17 protein-coding genes are annotated in these 18150 nt (G+C 46.1%); 12 read left to right on the top strand and 5 right to left on the bottom strand.

The features are described from left to right. Nucleotides 1-27 precede the first annotated feature (27 nt). Entirely contained in the window at nt 28-861 is an 834-nt protein-coding gene (gene ppsR, locus VPNCDNU1_RS06500; RefSeq protein WP_104399609.1) for a posphoenolpyruvate synthetase regulatory kinase/phosphorylase PpsR, read from the top strand. A gap of 60 nt (nt 862-921) precedes the next feature. On the opposite strand, the gene VPNCDNU1_RS06495 is transcribed toward ppsR, so the two are convergent. Further along, a complete protein-coding gene (locus VPNCDNU1_RS06495; protein WP_104399608.1) occupies nt 922-1845 on the bottom strand; it encodes a LysR family transcriptional regulator in 924 nt (307 codons plus the stop codon). A 300-nt stretch (nt 1846-2145) separates the two neighbouring features. Between VPNCDNU1_RS06495 and torT the strand changes: the two genes are divergently transcribed. Genes torT through gabT form a run of 10 tightly spaced genes read left to right on the top strand, consistent with a single transcriptional unit; the run spans nt 2146 to nt 12999 of the window. Further along, nucleotides 2146-3234: a TMAO reductase system periplasmic protein TorT gene (gene torT / locus VPNCDNU1_RS06490; protein ID WP_104399607.1), complete on the top strand. Its 1089-nt coding sequence runs from the start codon at nt 2146-2148 to the stop codon at nt 3232-3234. After that, nucleotides 3231-4772, top strand: a complete 1542-nt coding sequence (locus tag VPNCDNU1_RS06485) for a sugar ABC transporter ATP-binding protein (RefSeq protein WP_237324096.1) — start codon at nt 3231-3233, stop codon at nt 4770-4772. Before torT ends, VPNCDNU1_RS06485 begins: the two co-directional genes overlap by 4 nt. After that, nucleotides 4762-5850, top strand: coding sequence for an ABC transporter permease (locus tag VPNCDNU1_RS06480; protein ID WP_104399606.1), 1089 nt, complete (start codon nt 4762-4764; stop codon nt 5848-5850). Before VPNCDNU1_RS06485 ends, VPNCDNU1_RS06480 begins: the two co-directional genes overlap by 11 nt. Nucleotides 5851-5879: 29 nt before the next feature. Next, a complete protein-coding gene (gene pxpA, locus VPNCDNU1_RS06475) occupies nt 5880-6686 on the top strand; it encodes a 5-oxoprolinase subunit PxpA (protein WP_237324095.1) in 807 nt (268 codons plus the stop codon). Nucleotides 6687-6689: 3 nt separating this feature from the next. After that, the gene (locus VPNCDNU1_RS06470) at nt 6690-6929 is read left to right on the top strand and encodes an acetyl-CoA carboxylase (RefSeq protein WP_101109852.1); all 240 of its coding nucleotides are present in this window, start codon (nt 6690-6692) and stop codon (nt 6927-6929) included. A 27-nt stretch (nt 6930-6956) separates the two neighbouring features. After that, nucleotides 6957-8348: an acetyl-CoA carboxylase biotin carboxylase subunit gene (locus tag VPNCDNU1_RS06465; protein ID WP_104399605.1), complete on the top strand. Its 1392-nt coding sequence runs from the start codon at nt 6957-6959 to the stop codon at nt 8346-8348. A gap of 9 nt (nt 8349-8357) precedes the next feature. Continuing rightward, a complete protein-coding gene (locus VPNCDNU1_RS06460; protein ID WP_104399604.1) occupies nt 8358-9233 on the top strand; it encodes a 5-oxoprolinase subunit B family protein in 876 nt (291 codons plus the stop codon). Continuing rightward, nucleotides 9223-10254 carry a biotin-dependent carboxyltransferase family protein gene (locus VPNCDNU1_RS06455; RefSeq protein WP_104399603.1) on the top strand — a complete coding sequence of 344 codons (1032 nt, stop codon included), beginning with the start codon at nt 9223-9225 and terminating at the stop codon, nt 10252-10254. The genes VPNCDNU1_RS06460 and VPNCDNU1_RS06455 overlap by 11 nt, the downstream gene beginning before the upstream one ends. Next, the gene (locus VPNCDNU1_RS06450) at nt 10251-11693 is read left to right on the top strand and encodes an NAD-dependent succinate-semialdehyde dehydrogenase (RefSeq protein WP_104399602.1); all 1443 of its coding nucleotides are present in this window, start codon (nt 10251-10253) and stop codon (nt 11691-11693) included. Before VPNCDNU1_RS06455 ends, VPNCDNU1_RS06450 begins: the two co-directional genes overlap by 4 nt. 19 nt (nt 11694-11712) lie before the next feature. Continuing rightward, a complete protein-coding gene (gene gabT, locus VPNCDNU1_RS06445) occupies nt 11713-12999 on the top strand; it encodes a 4-aminobutyrate--2-oxoglutarate transaminase (protein WP_104399601.1) in 1287 nt (428 codons plus the stop codon). A gap of 78 nt (nt 13000-13077) precedes the next feature. Here the strand turns inward: gabT and VPNCDNU1_RS06440 are convergent, their stop codons facing one another. The 4 genes from VPNCDNU1_RS06440 to VPNCDNU1_RS06425 all read right to left on the bottom strand — a co-directional run bounded on the left by VPNCDNU1_RS06440 (nt 13078) and on the right by VPNCDNU1_RS06425 (nt 16038). Continuing rightward, a complete protein-coding gene (locus tag VPNCDNU1_RS06440; RefSeq protein WP_104399600.1) occupies nt 13078-13440 on the bottom strand; it encodes a VOC family protein in 363 nt (120 codons plus the stop codon). 361 nt (nt 13441-13801) lie between these two features. Then, on the bottom strand, nt 13802-14284 hold the full coding sequence (locus tag VPNCDNU1_RS06435) for a hypothetical protein (RefSeq protein WP_104399599.1): 483 nt from the start codon (nt 14282-14284) through the stop codon (nt 13802-13804). A gap of 79 nt (nt 14285-14363) precedes the next feature. Then, nucleotides 14364-15350: a hypothetical protein gene (locus tag VPNCDNU1_RS06430; protein WP_104399598.1), complete on the bottom strand. Its 987-nt coding sequence runs from the start codon at nt 15348-15350 to the stop codon at nt 14364-14366. A gap of 151 nt (nt 15351-15501) precedes the next feature. Further along, on the bottom strand, nt 15502-16038 hold the full coding sequence (locus tag VPNCDNU1_RS06425; protein WP_104399597.1) for a hypothetical protein: 537 nt from the start codon (nt 16036-16038) through the stop codon (nt 15502-15504). Nucleotides 16039-16562: 524 nt separating this feature from the next. Between VPNCDNU1_RS06425 and VPNCDNU1_RS06420 the strand changes: the two genes are divergently transcribed. Then, nucleotides 16563-18143 carry a lipase family protein gene (locus VPNCDNU1_RS06420; protein WP_104399596.1) on the top strand — a complete coding sequence of 527 codons (1581 nt, stop codon included), beginning with the start codon at nt 16563-16565 and terminating at the stop codon, nt 18141-18143. Nucleotides 18144-18150 lie beyond the last annotated feature (7 nt).

The following is an 18150-nucleotide window of genomic DNA, read 5'->3' as shown; positions in this document are numbered from 1 at the left end:
AAATTTATTTTAAGGATTCAACTTTTTATGCAGTGCAAAACTAGTTTTCGTGATGTGTTTTATATTTCAGACGGTACTGCTATCACCTCGGAGACCATGGGACACGCGGTTTTAGGGCAATTTTCCATCGAAACACGACAAACAACCCTCCCTTTTGTAGAGAATATTGAACGTGCTGAATATGTTAAGGGGTTGATAAACAAAGCCTTTGAGGAGGCGGGGAACAAGCCTTTGGTGTTCTTCTCTATCGTTATACCAGAGGTCAAGCATGTTATTGAGCAAGCCAACGCTCAGTTCTATGATGTACTTAAATCGCTGGTTGAACCGCTCAGTAAAGACCTTGGGCTAGAGCCAAAACCCAAATTGCAGCGCTCTCACAGTATCAGTAAAGACGTGGGAAGCTACATGGACAGGATTGCTGCAATTGAGTACACACTTGCCCACGATGACGGCATTTCGCTAAACAATCTCGACCAAGCCGACATCATTTTACTGGGTGTATCACGCTGCGGAAAGACCCCTACCAGCCTATATTTAGCCATGCAATTTGGAATTCGCGCCGTGAATTATCCTTTCATAGAAGAGGATATGGGTAGGCTAAAACTGCCACCGGGTATTGAACCTTTTCGATTTAAAACATTTGGCTTAACCATCGAACCTGAAAGGCTGCACGCCATTCGGGAAGGAAGAATGGCCAACAGCGAATACGCCAGCCACGATCAATGCCAAAAGGAACTTAATACAGTGGAATCCCTGTTTCGCCGAGAAGCGATACCGTACCTCAACACCACATCGTTATCGGTTGAAGAAATCGCAACCCGACTATTGGATATGAGTGGGCTGCAAAGACAGATGTGTTAAAGAAAAATGTGTTCAGGCGGGTTTGTTGGAGACTAATGTGTTAACGCAACCAAAATAGCGTTAGTACCGATTCATCAAATCCTGATTCGGTGACACCGACATTTCCATAAATTCGCAGAACGCAGCCACCGCAGTGCTGCGTTCTCTTTTTCTAGACCACACTAACCCCACTTCCATATCGGGTACGTGATCCGCTAGTGGCCGAACTTCTACCCTTCTTCCTTCTAAAGACCACGGGCGGTAGACCATGTCTGAAAGAATGGTTACACCATAATCGTTTGCGACTAAGCTGCGCACCGATTCCACTGAGGAAGTACGAAAAATGGTATTGGGCTGGTAAGGCGTTTGGTTCCAGTAACGTTGTGCGGTGTTACTCGCTTCATCCACCGTCAGCATGATGTAGGGGTACTGTGCAACATCGTGAAACGTCGCAAGCTTATTTTCCAGTAACGGATGGCTAGAACTGACCCAAAGCCGTCGGGGCGAACTGAGCAACGTTTGAAAACTGATGTCTTCTTGATTCATAAGGTTGGATGTCAGCATGAACGCCAAGTCGAAATCGCCCGACACTACCCCTTCTTCTATTTCGCTCCGAGTCGCTTCCACCAGCTTCACTTCTACTTTTGGGTAACTACGCGAGAATCGAGTTAGATACGGCGGAACAAAATACCCAGCCACGGTGTAAGACATCGCGAGCTTGATCACCCCTTGCACCTGATTGGAACTGCGGTGCGAAAGCAACATAGCCTCTTCGATTTCTTTTACGATGTGTGTCGCATGCTGATAGAACTGATTGCCTTCATACGTCAACAGCATGCCATGAGGCTGCCTAATGAATAAATTCACATTCAGCATTTCTTCCAATGACTTAATTGCCGTGGTGATCGCAGACTGAGAAACGTGCATGGCATTAGCCGCTTGGGATACCTGCCCCGAATCGGCGGTCGCGATGAAGTAACGTATCTGCTTCATGGTTGGCTGCATTTCTGTTTTCCTTAACTCATGTATTAATAAATTAGATATCAAGACATTTCACTGCCTTACTCACCTACTAACCAACAACGACTTACCTTATATATTTCATATTATTAAATGGATTTCATTCCTTTAAATCACACACAGATTGGGTATCTAAATTTTAGATAACACTTCTTAGAAATCCATATTTTACATATCAGAGCTGTAATTTTAACCTGTTATTAACAAATGAGACAACAGCCGAAACGGATTCATCACGGCAAACACCACTCGTTAAACAACGTTCGAATAACAGGGAGAAGAACGATGAAACGAAACACCTCAAATGCAGCATGGCTTACGTTAACCGCAGTACTTGCTGCGTATTACAGCCCAAACATCAACGCCAAAGATTGGTATCCGTACACCGTGGATGTTTGGACAACCCCTTTTGATATGACAAGTAACCGAGAAGTCATGGATTACCAGCCCGTCGGCAAAGCTGAAAAGCCATGGGACATCTGTGTGTCTTTCCCCCACCTTAAAGACGCTTACTGGACGGCAGTAAACTACGGTGTGGTTGCAGAAGCCAAACGCTCGGGCGTTGGAATGCAGCTTGTTGAAGCAGGCGGTTACACCAATTTAAATACCCAGATATCGCAAATAGAAGACTGCGTTGCTTCTGGGGCAGATGCTGTCGTGATTGGTGCCATCTCTTATGAAGGTTTAAATAATCTGGTCAAGAACATTACTAAATCCGGTGTTCCTGTTATCGACATCGTTAACGGTATGTCTTCACCGGATTTATCCGCTAAGTCTTTAGTGTCGTTCGGTGAAATGGGCTCTAAAGTGGGTCAGTATTTAAGAGAGATCCACAAAAACGGTTCAAACAAAGTCAAAGTGGGCTGGTTTCCTGGTCCTCCAGGCGCAGGTTGGGTAGAAGCTGGAAACAAGGGCTTTCAGTCTGCCATTAAAGATTCCAACATCGATGTCGTCGAAACCAAATACGGTGACACAGGTAAAGAAGTTCAGCTCAAGCTGGTTGAAGACACGCTAGAAGCCCATCCGGATCTCGATTACATCGTGGGCACTGCTGTCACTGCTGAAGCAGCCACCAGCTTACTGAGAGCGCGTGGACTCACCAATCAAATCAAGGTTCTCTCTTACTACTTTACTCCCGGTGTTTACCAAGGTATCAAGCGCAAACTCATCCTCGCTGCACCAACCGATTCCGCCGTTATTCAAGGTCGCGTTGCGATTGACCAAGCAATTCGAATCCTCGAAGGCAAGCCGTACACCAAGCATGTTGGTCCGCAACTCTATGTGATTGATGCCGCTATTATTGATCATTTCGATCGCGACAGCTCCCTGGCACCAAACGGCTTTAAGCCAACGTTTTCGGTGAAGCCTCAATGATGGTCGGTTCAAACCCAATCCTCTCAATGCACGGGATACACAAACAGTATCCCGGTGTTAAGGCACTCGACGATGTGGACTTCACATTAGAAGCCGGTGAAGTGCACGTATTGTTTGGTGAAAATGGTGCTGGTAAATCCACGCTGATCTCCATTATCTCCGGAGCAAACCAACGCACGGCTGGCGAAATGCGATTCCACAATGAAGACGTGCATTTCAAAAACGTGTTCGATGCTCGACAGAAAGGGATCAGCGCCGTTTTCCAAGAATTCTCATTGGTCGATACCCTTACGGTGGCACAGAACCTTTTCCTCGGTGAAGAACCCATGAAGTCGGGCATGCTCGATAACCAAACCTTGCAATACAAAGCGCAAGAATTGCTCGACACCATGGGGTTTCAGCTCAACCCCGATTTGAGCGTCGGTGAGCTGTCTCGCGCAGAAAAGCAAATGGTCGAGATTGCCAAAGCGCTGCGGGGGGAACTGGCGGTGCTTATTCTCGATGAGCCCACCGCTTCTCTTACTCATCAAGAAACCGAGCAGCTTTTTAAACTGGTAGAGCAGATCAAGCAACAAGGTGTCGGCATTATTTACATTTCGCATCGCATGGCGGAAATACGACGTATCGCTGATCGCATCACCGTTTTAAGAGATGGTCGCTACATCGGTACTAAGGCTTGTGAACAGGTCGATGAAAAAGAGCTGATCTCCATGATGACGGGGCGCGTGATGGATCAGGTTTACCCTGAAATCCCCTTCACTCCCCAAAATACCGTATTGGAAGTACAGAACTTATCAAGCCGCGATAACGCCATACAAGACCTTTCTTTCTATGCAAGAGAAGGAGAAATAATCGGCTTTGCTGGGCTGGTTGGTTGCGGGAAATCGGAAGCGCTAAGAGCCTGTTTTGGGTTAGAACCCATTCAATCCGGCAAGGTGATTTTTCATGGTGAGAATGTCACTAGCTTATCGACTCGTGAAATGCTGGATCGGGGATTCTTTTACAACTCCCGAGACAGAAAAGCCGAAGGTTTGGTGATGATTCGAAGTTGCCGAGAAAACATAAGCTTGGCGGCGATTAACACCCCCTCTTATTCCGGTACGACGGGCGCATTAAGCCTTAACCATGAACGCCAGCAAACCTCAAAGCTGGCCGACAAATTAAAGCTCTACCCAATGCAAACTGAGCGCGATGTTGGTCAGTTCAGTGGGGGGAATCAGCAAAAAGTGTTGTTGGCCAAATGCCTCACTCGCGATGTGTCTTTGTATGTCTTTGATGAGCCCACCGTCGGGGTAGATGTTGGCACACGAGCAGAGATCTATCGCTTCATCGCTAGTTTATGTGAGCAAGGCGCGGCGGTGGTGATCATTTCTTCTGATTTACCGGAAGTCGTCAACCTCTCCCACCGTTTATACATCATGCGACACGGACGAATCGAAGCGCATCTTCAGGGTGACGACATTACCGAACCCAACGCACTCGCTCACTTCTTTGAATCCATGGAACCCCAAAATGAGGCACTCAACAATGAACAGTGAACCTATCAAGACCAGTCACGCAGCTTCTGAGCTTGCAGATTCGAAAGCTAGCGTTTCCAAAGCAGCGGGTTCGCCATCAAAAGGAAATGCAATGAACTGGATGAAACGCCTATTTGTCAAAATTGGGGTATTACCCATATTAATGGTGATTGCAGTCACCATATTCGCGACGGCATCGGACAACTTCCTGACCGCACGAAACTTACTCAACCTTTTACGCCAATCTTCTTACCTCATTATGGTGGCAATTGGGCAAATGTTCGTCTTGCTGACGGCAGGTTTCGACTTATCGGTGGGCACCATTATCGCCCTTTCTTCTGTGGTTGGCGCCACCACCATGGCGGCGGTGTATGCCTCTTTTCCTGAAGCCATTTATCTCGCCATCTTGCTTGGTGCTCTTGCGGGCGTCGGGGTTGGGTTGGTCGTCGGGTTTATCAACGGTGTAGGCGTGGCACGCTTTCAAGTCTCCCCTTTTGTGATGACACTGGGTATTTCCTCTGTTGGCTTTGGTGTCGCCCTTTATATGACGGGAGGATCTCCTGTTTACGGTATGCCCGTTGAATTTGGTAACACCTTCGGGTTCGGTAGCATTTTAGGTATTCCTACGCCAATTTTAGCGGCATTCATCATGACCATTGCCGCCATCATCGTGGTGAATCGAACCCGTCTGGGGCGCTATTTCTACGCCGTCGGTGGCAACATTCACGCAGCGCAGCTTTCTGGTATCAACACACACAAAACCTTGATGATGGCTTACCTATTGTGCGCCCTATTTGCGGCATTGGCAGGCATGTTAATTACAGCAAGGCTAGATACAGGCGAAGCCAATATTGGGGCAGCCATGCCATTGGAGTCTATCGCTGCCTGTGTGATTGCTGGCGTTAGCCTGAGAGGCGGCGTTGGGCGTGTCGAACATGTTGTTCTAGGGGCCATCTTCATTAGCTTGGTTCAAAACGGCATGAACTTAACGCGCGTCGAATCTTACTTACAGACCGTCGTGATTGGTGCGTTACTCATTTTCGCGGTCATTGTCGACCAAATTCGTATTCGTATGCGAGCCAGCTTGGGCGCGCACTAACCCCTTCAACATCATAAACAGGTACCAATATGGTCAACATGAACAGCATGATCAACATAAACAGCGATATGGGAGAAGGGTTTGGCATTTACAAGCTAGGTGATGATGAAGCGCTTATGCCCTACATCACCGAAGCCAACGTTGCTTGTGGCTTCCACGCATCAGACCCAAACCACATGAAGCACACTGTAGAGCTTGCCAAACGTTATGGCGTAAAGGTGGGCGCACACTTTTCACTGCCCGATCTACAGGGGTTTGGACGCAGAAAAATGCACCTAAGCCAAGCCGAACTGCACAACATGATCGTTTATCAGATTGGGGCACTGAAAGGCTTTCTGGATATGTTGGGTATGCCACTTAACCACTTAAAGCCACACGGAGTTTTGTATGGCATGGCCGCGTCTGATCCAGAAATCGCGGAAACCATCGCCAATATTGCGTTGCATTACCAAGTACCCGTATTCGGTTTAACCGGTACTTGCCACGAGAAAGTATACAAAAGCAAGGGTGTGGGCTTCGTCGCCGAGTTTTTCACCGACCTAGACTATGATCAACATGGGCACTTGGTGATCACTCAAACTCACGAAGCAACCGATCCTAACTATGCGGCAACACGAGTGAAAAAAGCCGTAGAGCAAGGAGCGGTAACAGCAACAAATGGAGATGAGATCCCCGTGGTTGCCCAAACCGTTTGTGTACATTCAGACACCCCAAACGCACTGGACATCGCCAAGGCAGTCAACAAAACACTACAGCAACACCTGCCTTCACGAGAACGAACCTTAAAAAGCCAAAAAGAATTATCCACTGATGGATCGTCAATCTTCAAGGAGTGAACCATGTCAGACAAAGAAATCATCTGCCCACTACCGGGCGTGTTCTACCGTTCATCGGCCCCCGAACAACCTTTTTATAAACAGGCGGGAGATACCCTATCGCCTGGTGATGTCATCGGCTTAGTTGAGGTAATGAAATCGTTTCACGAAATCAAAGCAGAAGTGTCAGGCGTTATTGATGACTTTTTGCTGGATAACGAAACACCCGTTAACGCTGGTCAACCTATCGTCCGGCTTAAATAACGCACTGAATGTATACAAGGAATTGTTATGAGTATTCAATCTATTCTTATCGCTAATCGCGGTGAAATAGCGGTGCGGATCATCCGTGCAGCCAAAGAAATGGGGCTCCGCACCATTCAAGTTTACAGCGAAGCCGACAGTGAATCGTTGGCGGTTAAATTAGCAGATGAAGCCATTTGTATTGGGCAGCCTATGGCAAATCAAAGCTACCTGAATGGCGATAAAGTCATCAAAGCCGCCATCGTTTCCAACGCGGACGCGATTCACCCGGGCTACGGATTCCTGTCAGAAAACGCCGAGTTTTCAGATCAAGTACGCGCAGCCGGATTGCGCTTTATCGGTCCCGATGGCGACACCATGCGAAAAATGGCGGATAAAGCCGTTGCTCGCGAAACCGCCATGGCCGCGGGTGTGCCTGTCGTTCCCGGCAGTGCCCCCTCCATCAATCCAGACGCCGCACTGCAGCGCGCCAAAGAAATTGGGTTTCCTGTCATGATAAAGGCATCAGCCGGTGGCGGTGGTCGAGGAATTCGAGTGATTGAACAAGCCGCTAACTTTCTAGAGCAATATCATCAAGCCTCTGCGGAAGCACAATCGGCGTTTGGTGATGGCACCTTGTACTTAGAAAAGTTCATTCATCAGGCTCGGCATGTTGAGGTTCAAATCCTCGCAGATGGAACCAAAGCAATTCATCTATTTGAACGTGAATGTTCGCTGCAACGCCGACGCCAGAAAGTATGGGAAGAGGCACCTTGTTTTGTTCTCCCGAGCTCCGTTAGAGAAGCCATGTGTCAATCTGCGGTGGCGTTAGCAGAAAGCGTTAACTATCAGGGTGCTGGCACCATTGAATACCTCTATGACAATGAAACGGAAGCCTTCTACTTTATCGAAATGAATACACGCATACAGGTAGAGCACCCTATTACAGAGTGCATTACTGGCGTCGATTTGATTCGCGAGATGATTCTGATTGCATCCGGCAAGTCGCTGGCGCTTCAGCAATCCGACATTGAAATGCGTGGTCATGCGATTGAGATCCGTTTAAATGCAGAAGACCCGTTTAATGGGTTCTTGCCTTTCCCCGGCATCATCAGCCAATTTACTCCCCCGATGGGATCTGGGGTTCGATTTGACGGATTAATCTACTCCGGATTTGCCATTCCCCCTTATTACGATTCGCTGTTAGGAAAACTTATTGTATGGGATAGCACCCGAGAAAACGCCATTAAACGCATGGCAAGAGCCCTCGACGAATTGGAAGTGACTGGCGTAAAAACCACCCAGCCTCTATTTCAAAAACTATGCAAAGACAACGATTTACTCACCGGGCAGTTCAACACTGCGTGGCTAGAGCGTTGGTTAGAGAATGAATCCGAGTCTGATACGAGCAAGGACAGCTCATACTCTCAAGCATCTTAAGGAACGACGATGAAAACACGCTACTCCTATGGTGGAGACGAACACATATTTGTAGAGGTTAGCGAAGAGATGTCACTTGCTGCCTTTTTCAAAAGCTTGTCGATGACGCAAGCTATCCGACAAGCAAACATTCAGGGGGTAGAAGAAATCTGCCCTGCAAACGCGTCTTTTCAGGTGAAATACAACCCTGACATTTGCGCCCCTTCAGACATGCTGAAAACCATACAAGACCTTGAAGCGTCTATGGCAGAAAACGAAGCGAAAATAGACACCCGAATCGTTGAAGTGCCCGTGTATTACCAAGATCCATGGACACATGAAACACTGATGCGATTTAGGGAAAGGCACCAAGATCCAGAAGGCACCGATCTTTCTTACGCCGCGAGAATCAACGGGTACGATTCGATTGATGCGTTTATTGAAGCGCACGCCAATTCCCCTTGGATGGTGACCATGGTGGGGTTCGTTTCAGGGTTGCCTTTCATGTTTCAAATGGTGGAGCAAGAAAAGCAAATCCAAGTCCCGAAATACGTTCGCCCAAGAACCGATACCCCAAAGCTCACTGTTGGTTACGGCGGATGTTTCTCGTGCATTTATTCGGTGCGCGGCGCGGGTGGATACCAAATGTTTGGTGTGACGCCCCTGCCCATCTACGACCCAAGCCAGAGCGTGGCTCACCTTAAAGACTTTCTCGTCTTCTTCCAGCCGGGAGACATTGTTAAGTTTCGTGCCATCAATGAGGCGGAATATCACCAAATAGTGGAGCAGGTAGAAGCAGGCACCTATCAACCTGTAATTAAACCAGTCCAATTCTCTTTGTCTGAATTTGAAGCAAACATGGGCAGCTACAACACCAAATTAAAGGAGGCACTGTATGAGCATTAAGGTTATTCACCCTGGTTTAGCGACAGCAGTGCAAGATCTTGGTCGTAAAGGGTATTTTCATTTGGGTATTCCGGTTTCAGGCGCCATGGATAGATTTGCGTGCCGATGCGCGAATTGGCTGGTCGGAAACGATGGAAACGCGGCCGTCTTGGAAGCGGTGTTCATGGGACCCAAACTGGAATTTTCGACAGGCTGCACGGTTGCCGTGACGGGTGCAGAAATGACACCAATGGTCGATGGTGTAGCACAAGAAAACTGGACAAGCTTTCACGTCGAGGCGGGTCAAACCCTCACGTTTAGCCACCTTACCGCTGGCGCAAGAATTTACATTGCCGTTAGTGGCGGAATTGATGTGCCAGAAGTATTGGGTAGCCGTTCGACCTACACACTCGGTGCGCTTGGCGGCTTTGAAGGTCGACCCATTCAAGAAGGTGACAGCCTACCTGTTACTGATCTATCTGCCCCTAAACAATCTAATGCCAAAGAAAACTCTGCCTTTGTCCGACGTCATCTACCAGCGACGTTACGTCGTAACGCAGTCAACTCAAACAGCTCTAGCACTGCTCTTCGAGTCGTAACGGGATTGTACTGGCATCGCATTACGGAAGCGTCTGGCAAACAGTTTTTTGCAGAAGAATGGCAAGTCGCGCCCGAAGCGGATCGCATTGGCTACCGCTTTAAAAACGGTACACCTCTTGAATTCATTGAACGCGACCAGCCTTTTGGCGCAGGGTCAGATCCTTCCAACATCGTTGATGGTTGTTACCCCTACGGTTCCATTCAAGTACCCGCAGGGAAAGAGCCCATCGTATTGCACCGTGACGCGGTGTCAGGAGGCGGCTATTTCATGATTGGCACCGTCATTTCGACAGACATGGATTTAATTGGTCAAATGCAGCCGAATGCCACCACTCAATTTGTGGAGGTGAGCATGGAAGATGCCCTGAGTGCAAGACGTGATCATCAAGCGCTGCTCGACGCCGCTAAACAGCACATAGAGCAAAGTGGAGTAAGCCAATGACGTTACTTCAACACCGCGCCTTTGTGAATGGTCAATGGGTGAAAAATGCAACGGGCCAGTGCTTCTCGGTTTATGACCCAGCGAACGGCAATGAAATTGGTACGGTTCCAGATATGTCGGGCAAAGAGGTCGTTTCAGCTATCGATGCCGCAAATACCGCTCTGCAATCTTGGCGAAAACTGACTGCCAAGCAGCGAGCCGAATATTTGATGAATTGGCATCAATTGATTCTAGAAAACCAAGCCGATTTGGCGGAACTGATCACCTTGGAATCAGGAAAGCCGCTATCGGAATCGCTTGGCGAAGTGGCCTACGGGGCTTCATTCATTCAATGGTTCGCAGAAGAAGGGAAACGCACTTACGGTGATGTTATCCCCTCAACATCAGCAGACCGTCGTCTACAAACCTTGAAGCAACCCGTTGGTGTTTGCGCTGCCATAACGCCTTGGAATTTTCCTGTCGCGATGATCACGCGCAAGTTGGCACCTGCTTTGGCGGCGGGTTGCACCGCGATCATCAAACCAGCGGAATCGACGCCATTTTCAGCGCTCGCGCTGGCTTCGCTGTCACAACAAGCGGGTATTCCAGAAGGCGTCATCAACGTGGTAACCGCCGCCAAAGGGGCAGAAATTGGTGGCGCGTTGTGCGACAGCCCAACAATCCGGAAACTGTCTTTTACTGGATCTACTGAGGTTGGCAAAAAGCTGTTAGCACAATGCGCTAATACAGTAAAACGCGTTTCCATGGAGCTGGGTGGCAATGCGCCTTTCATTGTCTTCGATGATGCCGATCTCGATGAAGCCGTAGAAGGTGCGCTTGCCTCCAAGTTTCGTAATGCGGGTCAAACGTGTGTATGTACCAATCGAATATTGGTGCAATCCGGTGTCTACGCACAATTTTCTGAAAAATTCGCCAGAGCCGTCAGCAAGCTCAAAGTGGGTTCGGGTATGAATCCGAAGCATCAGATCGGTCCTTTGATTAGTGAGCCAGCAATGGACAAGGTCGATGCTCATATCCGAGATGCTTTGAGCCAAGGTGCGCAATTGCTCACCGGCGGCTCTGGCCACTCTCTGGGTGGTTTGTTTTATCAGCCAACCGTCATTTCCGATGTCACCCCCGCAATGCGCATCGCATCGGAAGAAACGTTTGGCCCCGTCGCCCCCATTTTTCGTTTTGACACGGAGGAGCAAGCGATTGAAATGGCCAACGAAACCGAATATGGCTTGGCGGCGTATTTCTATTCCACCAATATTCATCGCTGCTTACGCGTCAGTGAAGCGCTAGAGTACGGCATGGTAGGCGTGAATGAAGGAATCATCTCCAACGAAGTTGCCCCGTTTGGCGGCATCAAACACTCTGGATTAGGGCGTGAAGGATCGCGATCCGGCATCGAAGAATATCTGGAAACCAAATACGTCTGCTTTGGCGGGCTTTCTTAAAAAGGACAGGACACCTCAAATGAATAATCAGTCACTGATGGATCGCCGAAACAAGGCGGTGCCCAGAGGCGTGGCTTCGGCTACCCCTTTGTTTGTGAAACGCGCTCAAAATGCTGAAATTTGGGACGTAGAAAACCGACGATTTATCGATTTTGCAGCTGGCATTGCCGTTGTCAATACAGGGCATTGCAACCAAGCTGTCACACAAGCCGTTATCAACCAAATTGAACGCTTTAGTCACACCGCTTTTCAGGTTGCAGGCTATGAGACGTATATTTCCCTTGCGGAGCGCTTAAATGAGTTAGCCCCCATCGACGATGCAAAAACGCTGTTAATGACAACGGGTGCCGAAGCGCTAGAAAACGCCGTGAAGATCGCGCGCCACTACACCAAGCGCCGTGGTGTGATCGCTTTTCATGGCGGCTTTCACGGTAGAACCATGCTAACCATGGGTATGACGGGGAAAATCGCACCATACAAAGAGGGCTTTGGTCCCTTCCCTGCCGACATTTTCCACGTACCCTTCCCTGTGCCTTATCAAGGTATGGATACAAGCTACACCATGAAGTCGCTAGAAAAGGTTTTCAAGACAGACATCTCCCCCGAATCCGTTGCTGCCATTGTTATCGAGCCTATTCAAGGTGAAGGGGGTTTTTACGCCGCACCTAGCGAATTGATGACAAAATTGCGAAACCTATGCGATGAACACGGTATCGTTTTAATCTTTGATGAAGTGCAAACGGGATTCGGTCGAACCGGAAAAACGTTGGCTAGCGAGCATTTTGATATACAACCCGATTTGATCACCGTAGCGAAAGCACTAGCTGGAGGCTATCCCCTTTCAGGGATCATTGGAAAACGTGAACTGATGGACAGCCCAGCGCCAGGTGGTCTAGGAGGAACGTACGGTGGAAGCCCAGTCGGATGCGCTGCCGCTCACGCCGTTTTGGATGAAATTCAAAGCCAAAACCTCAACCAAAAAGCACAAGCGATAGGTCAGAGAATTCACAAAGCCATAAGCCATATTAAGGAATCGCACATCAACATTCCTATTGCGTATATTCGCCATGCTGGTGCTATGATTGCCTTTGATTTTGTAAACGGCGAAACCCCTGCTCCAGAATACGTTGCACCGTTTATTGCCGAATGCCGAAATAAGGGTTTGATCGTGTTGCCATGTGGTCAATTTGGCAATGCGATTCGCTTGCTGCCTCCACTCACCGTAGAGGACGAAATAGTAGAGGAAGCGATCGACATTATCCAAAGCGCGCTTATATCTTGTAGCAACTCCAATCGCAGTAAGTAAATACTAAAAAAGCGCCTTCAATGGCGCTTTTTCATACAACGAAATGGCTACGAGATCTTCTGGCCATTTCGAAACATGTCATCCTGTTTTATTCTCAACCTGTACGATTGAAAATGTATTCTTATTTGGATCCACTATATGAGTCATGATGCCACCCCAAAATTGCTTTTCGGGAGCGCCCGTAAACTCGACACCTTCTTGCTTCAACCTAGCGTAGAATGCGTTGATATCCTCAACTTCGAGACTAAAGCCTAGGTACCTTCCAGATTCAAACTCGCCTTTTTCTTCCGGCTCTATAATCATCTGCGCATTATCTAGCTGGTAACCTACGAAGCCATCCGATACGGATCCATATATCTTTGTTAACCCAAGTTTTTGAGTATAAAAGTTCTCAGATTCCTCAAAATTATTGCAAGGAATCCTCATAGTATTGATCTTCATTTTAATCCTCTCGACACATCACAATCATCAGGCACCACTACTTCACCCAATAATTTACTGATAGTTTTGAAACAATATCACGTAGGTCTTTGAGAGTTCTAGTCTTATGGGGGGCGAGTGTTAATAACAGATATTTTGAAGTAATAGGTGACTATATTTAGGATTAACACTTGTAAAGAGTTGGAAAAGGGCTATGTGATTGGTGGAGAGCCGTCGATAAGGCGTGCTTACCGACACTCAAAGGAAGTGAAGAGTGCTTAAACTTGCACCCAAACGACAAGACTTCATCATATTAGAAACATATATAGGCATGAATGTCGATTGCTTAAGTTTGTTTGGTTACGTTTTTGAGTTGCCTGTCTTAGTCTTTTTTGTCTTCGTTTTTAATGCGTTCTATAGACTTTACTACCACTTCTTTCTTAGAAGGGATAATTTTAAGGCTATTTAAGGCTTTAAGTGCAGGTTCTTTAAGTATTTTGTGCTCAATAGCAAGTAGGGTTATTGACTCGATCGCTGCATCTTGCGAAGCGCCGCCGACAGAAGAGGTCACAAGTGCTTTATCCAAATCAATTTTCCCGCTTTTATTTTGTTTAATCAAATATTCAACCATGGTTTCAGATAAAAAGTCTTCTTTTCTTGCATGAGCTGATTCAACTAATTTAGTAAATATATTCATTAGCTTAATTTGAGATTCTATTCTTGCCATTTCTTTCAATCTAACTTCTGATTCTATTTTTAGTCTGATAACAACAAATGACTTCCATACACCAACTACTACCGCAATCAAAGCAGCCAAAGGCGTAATCTTTGAAATGATCTCAAGCAAAAATGTTATATATTCCATGGTTATACTCCGACCTTAATAACTTAAACCACTGCATAGTGATAACGCCATGTGTTACGAATTAATCTTGAGTAGCTTGTTATATTTTTTTATCTTTGAGGCTTTTTTCTAGTTTCTGTCCTAGTGAGCTAATCAACGCGCGCTTTGGCTTTAAGTCACCAGACTTTTTATCACGACCATATACAACTGTAATATTAGCTTTATAGTTTCGTTCAAAAGCGATCTGTTCAAGGTTCTCACCTGAATTAAAGCTAATTGGAATCCTTTTATTTTCAGAAATTGAGGGGATATGAGCAGCCCAGCCAGTTTTATAACGTTCCAGATCCATACTTGTAATATAAACATCGACGTTATTTTGAGGGATAGACACATCGCCTTCATTAAAATCATAACTTGGAAGAGCCTCTACCAACTCGCTATCAAAAGTAACTATTGGTGTATCAGATGCATTGGCACCAGAAAAGAACTTAACTTCAGCCCCCTCTTCTAACTTAGCTGGCGCAATAATTTTTCTTGCTTCTTTAGCAACCTTTGTTTGGCCATGTACTTCAATTGCATGGGCAATTGCTGACTGAATTGCATCTGGCGTTGTACCGTATGCCTCAGCACCTATATTAATGAATATGTTATTGTTGGCTTGGACTTTAGCTGTGCTCTCATCACGCCCACCAAGCAACTTTTTCATATGGTCAAGAGCCATTGAAGCCCCTGTCACAGCAAGTATTGCTACAAGTACAATCAAGCCGTTACGAATATTTTTGTTATTTATTCCTGCATTCATAAGTTTTTCATGAGTCCAATCGTTTACACCAGTTAAATGGCAGTCTAACGATTGCTGACTACCGAAAGCCAAACCAATTAGTAAAACTTCCCAAAGGCTACCTTTACTGACTTCATCAACGTAAACCTTGACGCTTTCGATGACAAGGCTGTCATCAAGATGTTCAAGCACCGTTGGAAGCATTTTTATTAATTCTGAATACCCTTGTAATGATGCGATAACATCATCCAACGGAATCGGTTCATTATTGCTGTAGTAAATTTTTTCTTGTGACTCAATATACATTTTGATCCTTAGAGCCTAACCTAGCTAATTAAAAATATAGTGCTGCATTAAGTGGTGAATAACACCAACTGCTATCCACACCTTAAACATTACAATTAACTTGAACTGAAATCGCGAAGCGTTGTGAATCCGCATTAACCGCTTATTAGATTTATATTGCATCCATCAAAATATCATGACAATCTTCAATAAACTCACCCCAGACACCATGATCAATTTCGCCAAAGTAGTATATTGTGTGCCCCATTGAAAACTGCTTTCCAAGATGTTTAACCATTGTATCAAATAGGTTTTTGTCTCTTGCTATTGCTGTATACCTTACATCTCGGATATGGCTGAAATCTCGGTTGACCCAGCTTTGTTTAAACTTATAGTCACCAGTTACTTCGCCAACCGCTAAAAGTTTTTTATTATTCTTTCTAATGAGTATTTTGTCACCAATTTTAATTTCATTGGCAATTTTATTTAAAGCATATATCGCTTTGTTTCGGTTGTCGGCGTCCGCCCACTCCTCAGCTAAGTATGCACGGTCGTAGCCTACTCCAATTTCATTTTCATTTTTTGCCAATACATGACGGTAACCATCAACACTAGCCCAACCAGTTCCAATGATACCAGCATCAAAACAAAAATCAGAGTACTCTCTATCACCGGGGGCTAACACTAAAACCCATACATCATGCTTCATAAGCCACCTCATTTTTAGCAGAAAACTGCCCATATAGTTCATACGCAGTCTGTCGTAATAAAACGAGAAATTACCATTCAATTTTCTGATATTTAACAAAAAATACCAAAAAATAAGAAATAACACGCATAAATAGAAACAGAAACAGAAAAAAGGACATGGGTAGATCCGATGCAAAGGAGCAGATGGATATCCAATACTAAAATTCTCACTAACAAAGGTTCTATTTAGAATGGAATGGTAGAAAACTAAACTCGCCAAAAAAACAGACCACCGAAAACCTGATTCAAAATACTCTGATTCCAATTGGAAAATACCCCCAATACAGCCCCCCAACTTCTACTCCTTTGTTTTTATTATTCAAAGATAAAAATACCCTCACTCTTTTTAGTTTAAGACCCTCTGTTCTAATTTTTGAGAACCCCTGACCCAGTGGTTGTTGTATGAATCACGTTTTACCTCCATTAGCTCGATCAATAATTTAACAATTGCTTATAAATTAAAACATTTGAGCTCGAGGATTTATGAAACTCTGGATATTGAATTTCGCCTTTATCAGTCTGTTTTTTTCTCTTTCGGCATTCTCGGCCGATGTTTGCCAAGCAAAAATCAAAAAGAAGATTTCAGCGACACAATCTATCTTCCATGCCATGGCGGTGCCAGTGCTAGAGAAAAAATTCGAGATGGTTAAAGACATCCGAACGATTGAGAACGTTGGGGATTTTGACTTTTTAGTTCGAGTAAAAGGGTTAGGCAGTGCCGCTTGGCATAGAGTAAACCCCGATGAAACGTATATCGGTTTGGTGGATTTGTGGGAATTGCGTTGCCTTTCTACGTCGTCACCCAAGCGAGATCCTCTGTCTATTGGGTTTGCTGTATTAACTGAAACGGTGGATGGTCTGTGGGATTCTCTTCAATCAGGAGCCCCAAACTTAGCGGGGGAATTGGGCGCCGCCAGCCAATGCAGAACGCGAGGCTATGGCAATACGTTCGCTGGCAGTAGAAATAAATTCCAGCACTTTATCAACACCCCCGACTACCGCCTAATGAACAATTACCTTGCGATGCAAGCTTCTATTCGTACCTATTACCAACAATTTGCCAATGGACGTGGTTATGCCACAACAGAAAACGATTACCGCTGTGCGGCGCAAGAACAGTATCGCCATTGGGGCTTCAAAAAGGTCTTGTTTGCTAACTCGATCACCAGCGGTAATGCCATCATTGCATCCAATCGAGACTTCGTTTTGATTGCGGTTCGGGGAACGCAAATGGTGGACGAACAGTCGATACACGACGAACAAATCGCGTATAACTTCATGACGGATATTCTCGCCAATGGACCGAGTATTCCGCTAAATGCCAGCTTACTCATTCCCAATGCGAAAGGAAAACTCCACAGCGGATACGCTGCCGTCGTTAAAACCCTCTTTCCGCTTATTGAGCAAGCACTGCGTGAAATGGGCGACACGCATAAGCCTATTTTTCTGGCAGGTCACAGCTTAGGGGGCGCGACTGCGACGGTTCTGGGCTATAAATTACGTGCAGAAGGGTATAAGGTTCAGTCGGTGTACAGTTTTGCTTCGCCTAAAATCGGTGACCTCCGATTTACTCAAGATCTCGACTCGAACGTTAATGTCTATGCCACGATTAACTACCGCGACCCAGTACCGGGCTTTCCTAATATCAGCAATTTTTTGAACTTTGTTCCGCAATATTATGCGGCGGATCATGTCCTTTATTTCAATAAAAACCATCAACCGACTGATTTTCCTAACACCACCAGAGACAGTGATATTTTTGCCCGTATTTCTGAAGACCAAGGGTCGCCCACTCCACTCATTATTTCTGCGACTCAGAAATTCAAAGAATGGCATTTTCATGTCATGAATTTCTATCTCGCGTTTTTATACAATGAAATTCAGCAAAACCAATTGGACAGAAATAGCGAGAATTTGCAGCCTGATTATCAAAAGCAGTGGCTGTGTTTGGATGGGCAGCCTCACCGGAACCTTACCCAAATCGATTGGTACGGAGACGAGATAAAAGGCACTTTGTTAGCGGATACCAATGGATACCCTGTTCAAGAATGTGTTCTGCCTTAACGGAGAC

Source organism: Vibrio penaeicida, assembly GCF_002933855.1.
Lineage (GTDB): Bacteria > Pseudomonadota > Gammaproteobacteria > Enterobacterales > Vibrionaceae > Vibrio > Vibrio penaeicida_A.
The sequence above is the reverse complement of the archived record's forward strand: the minus strand, read 5'-3'. Positions and strand labels throughout refer to the sequence as shown.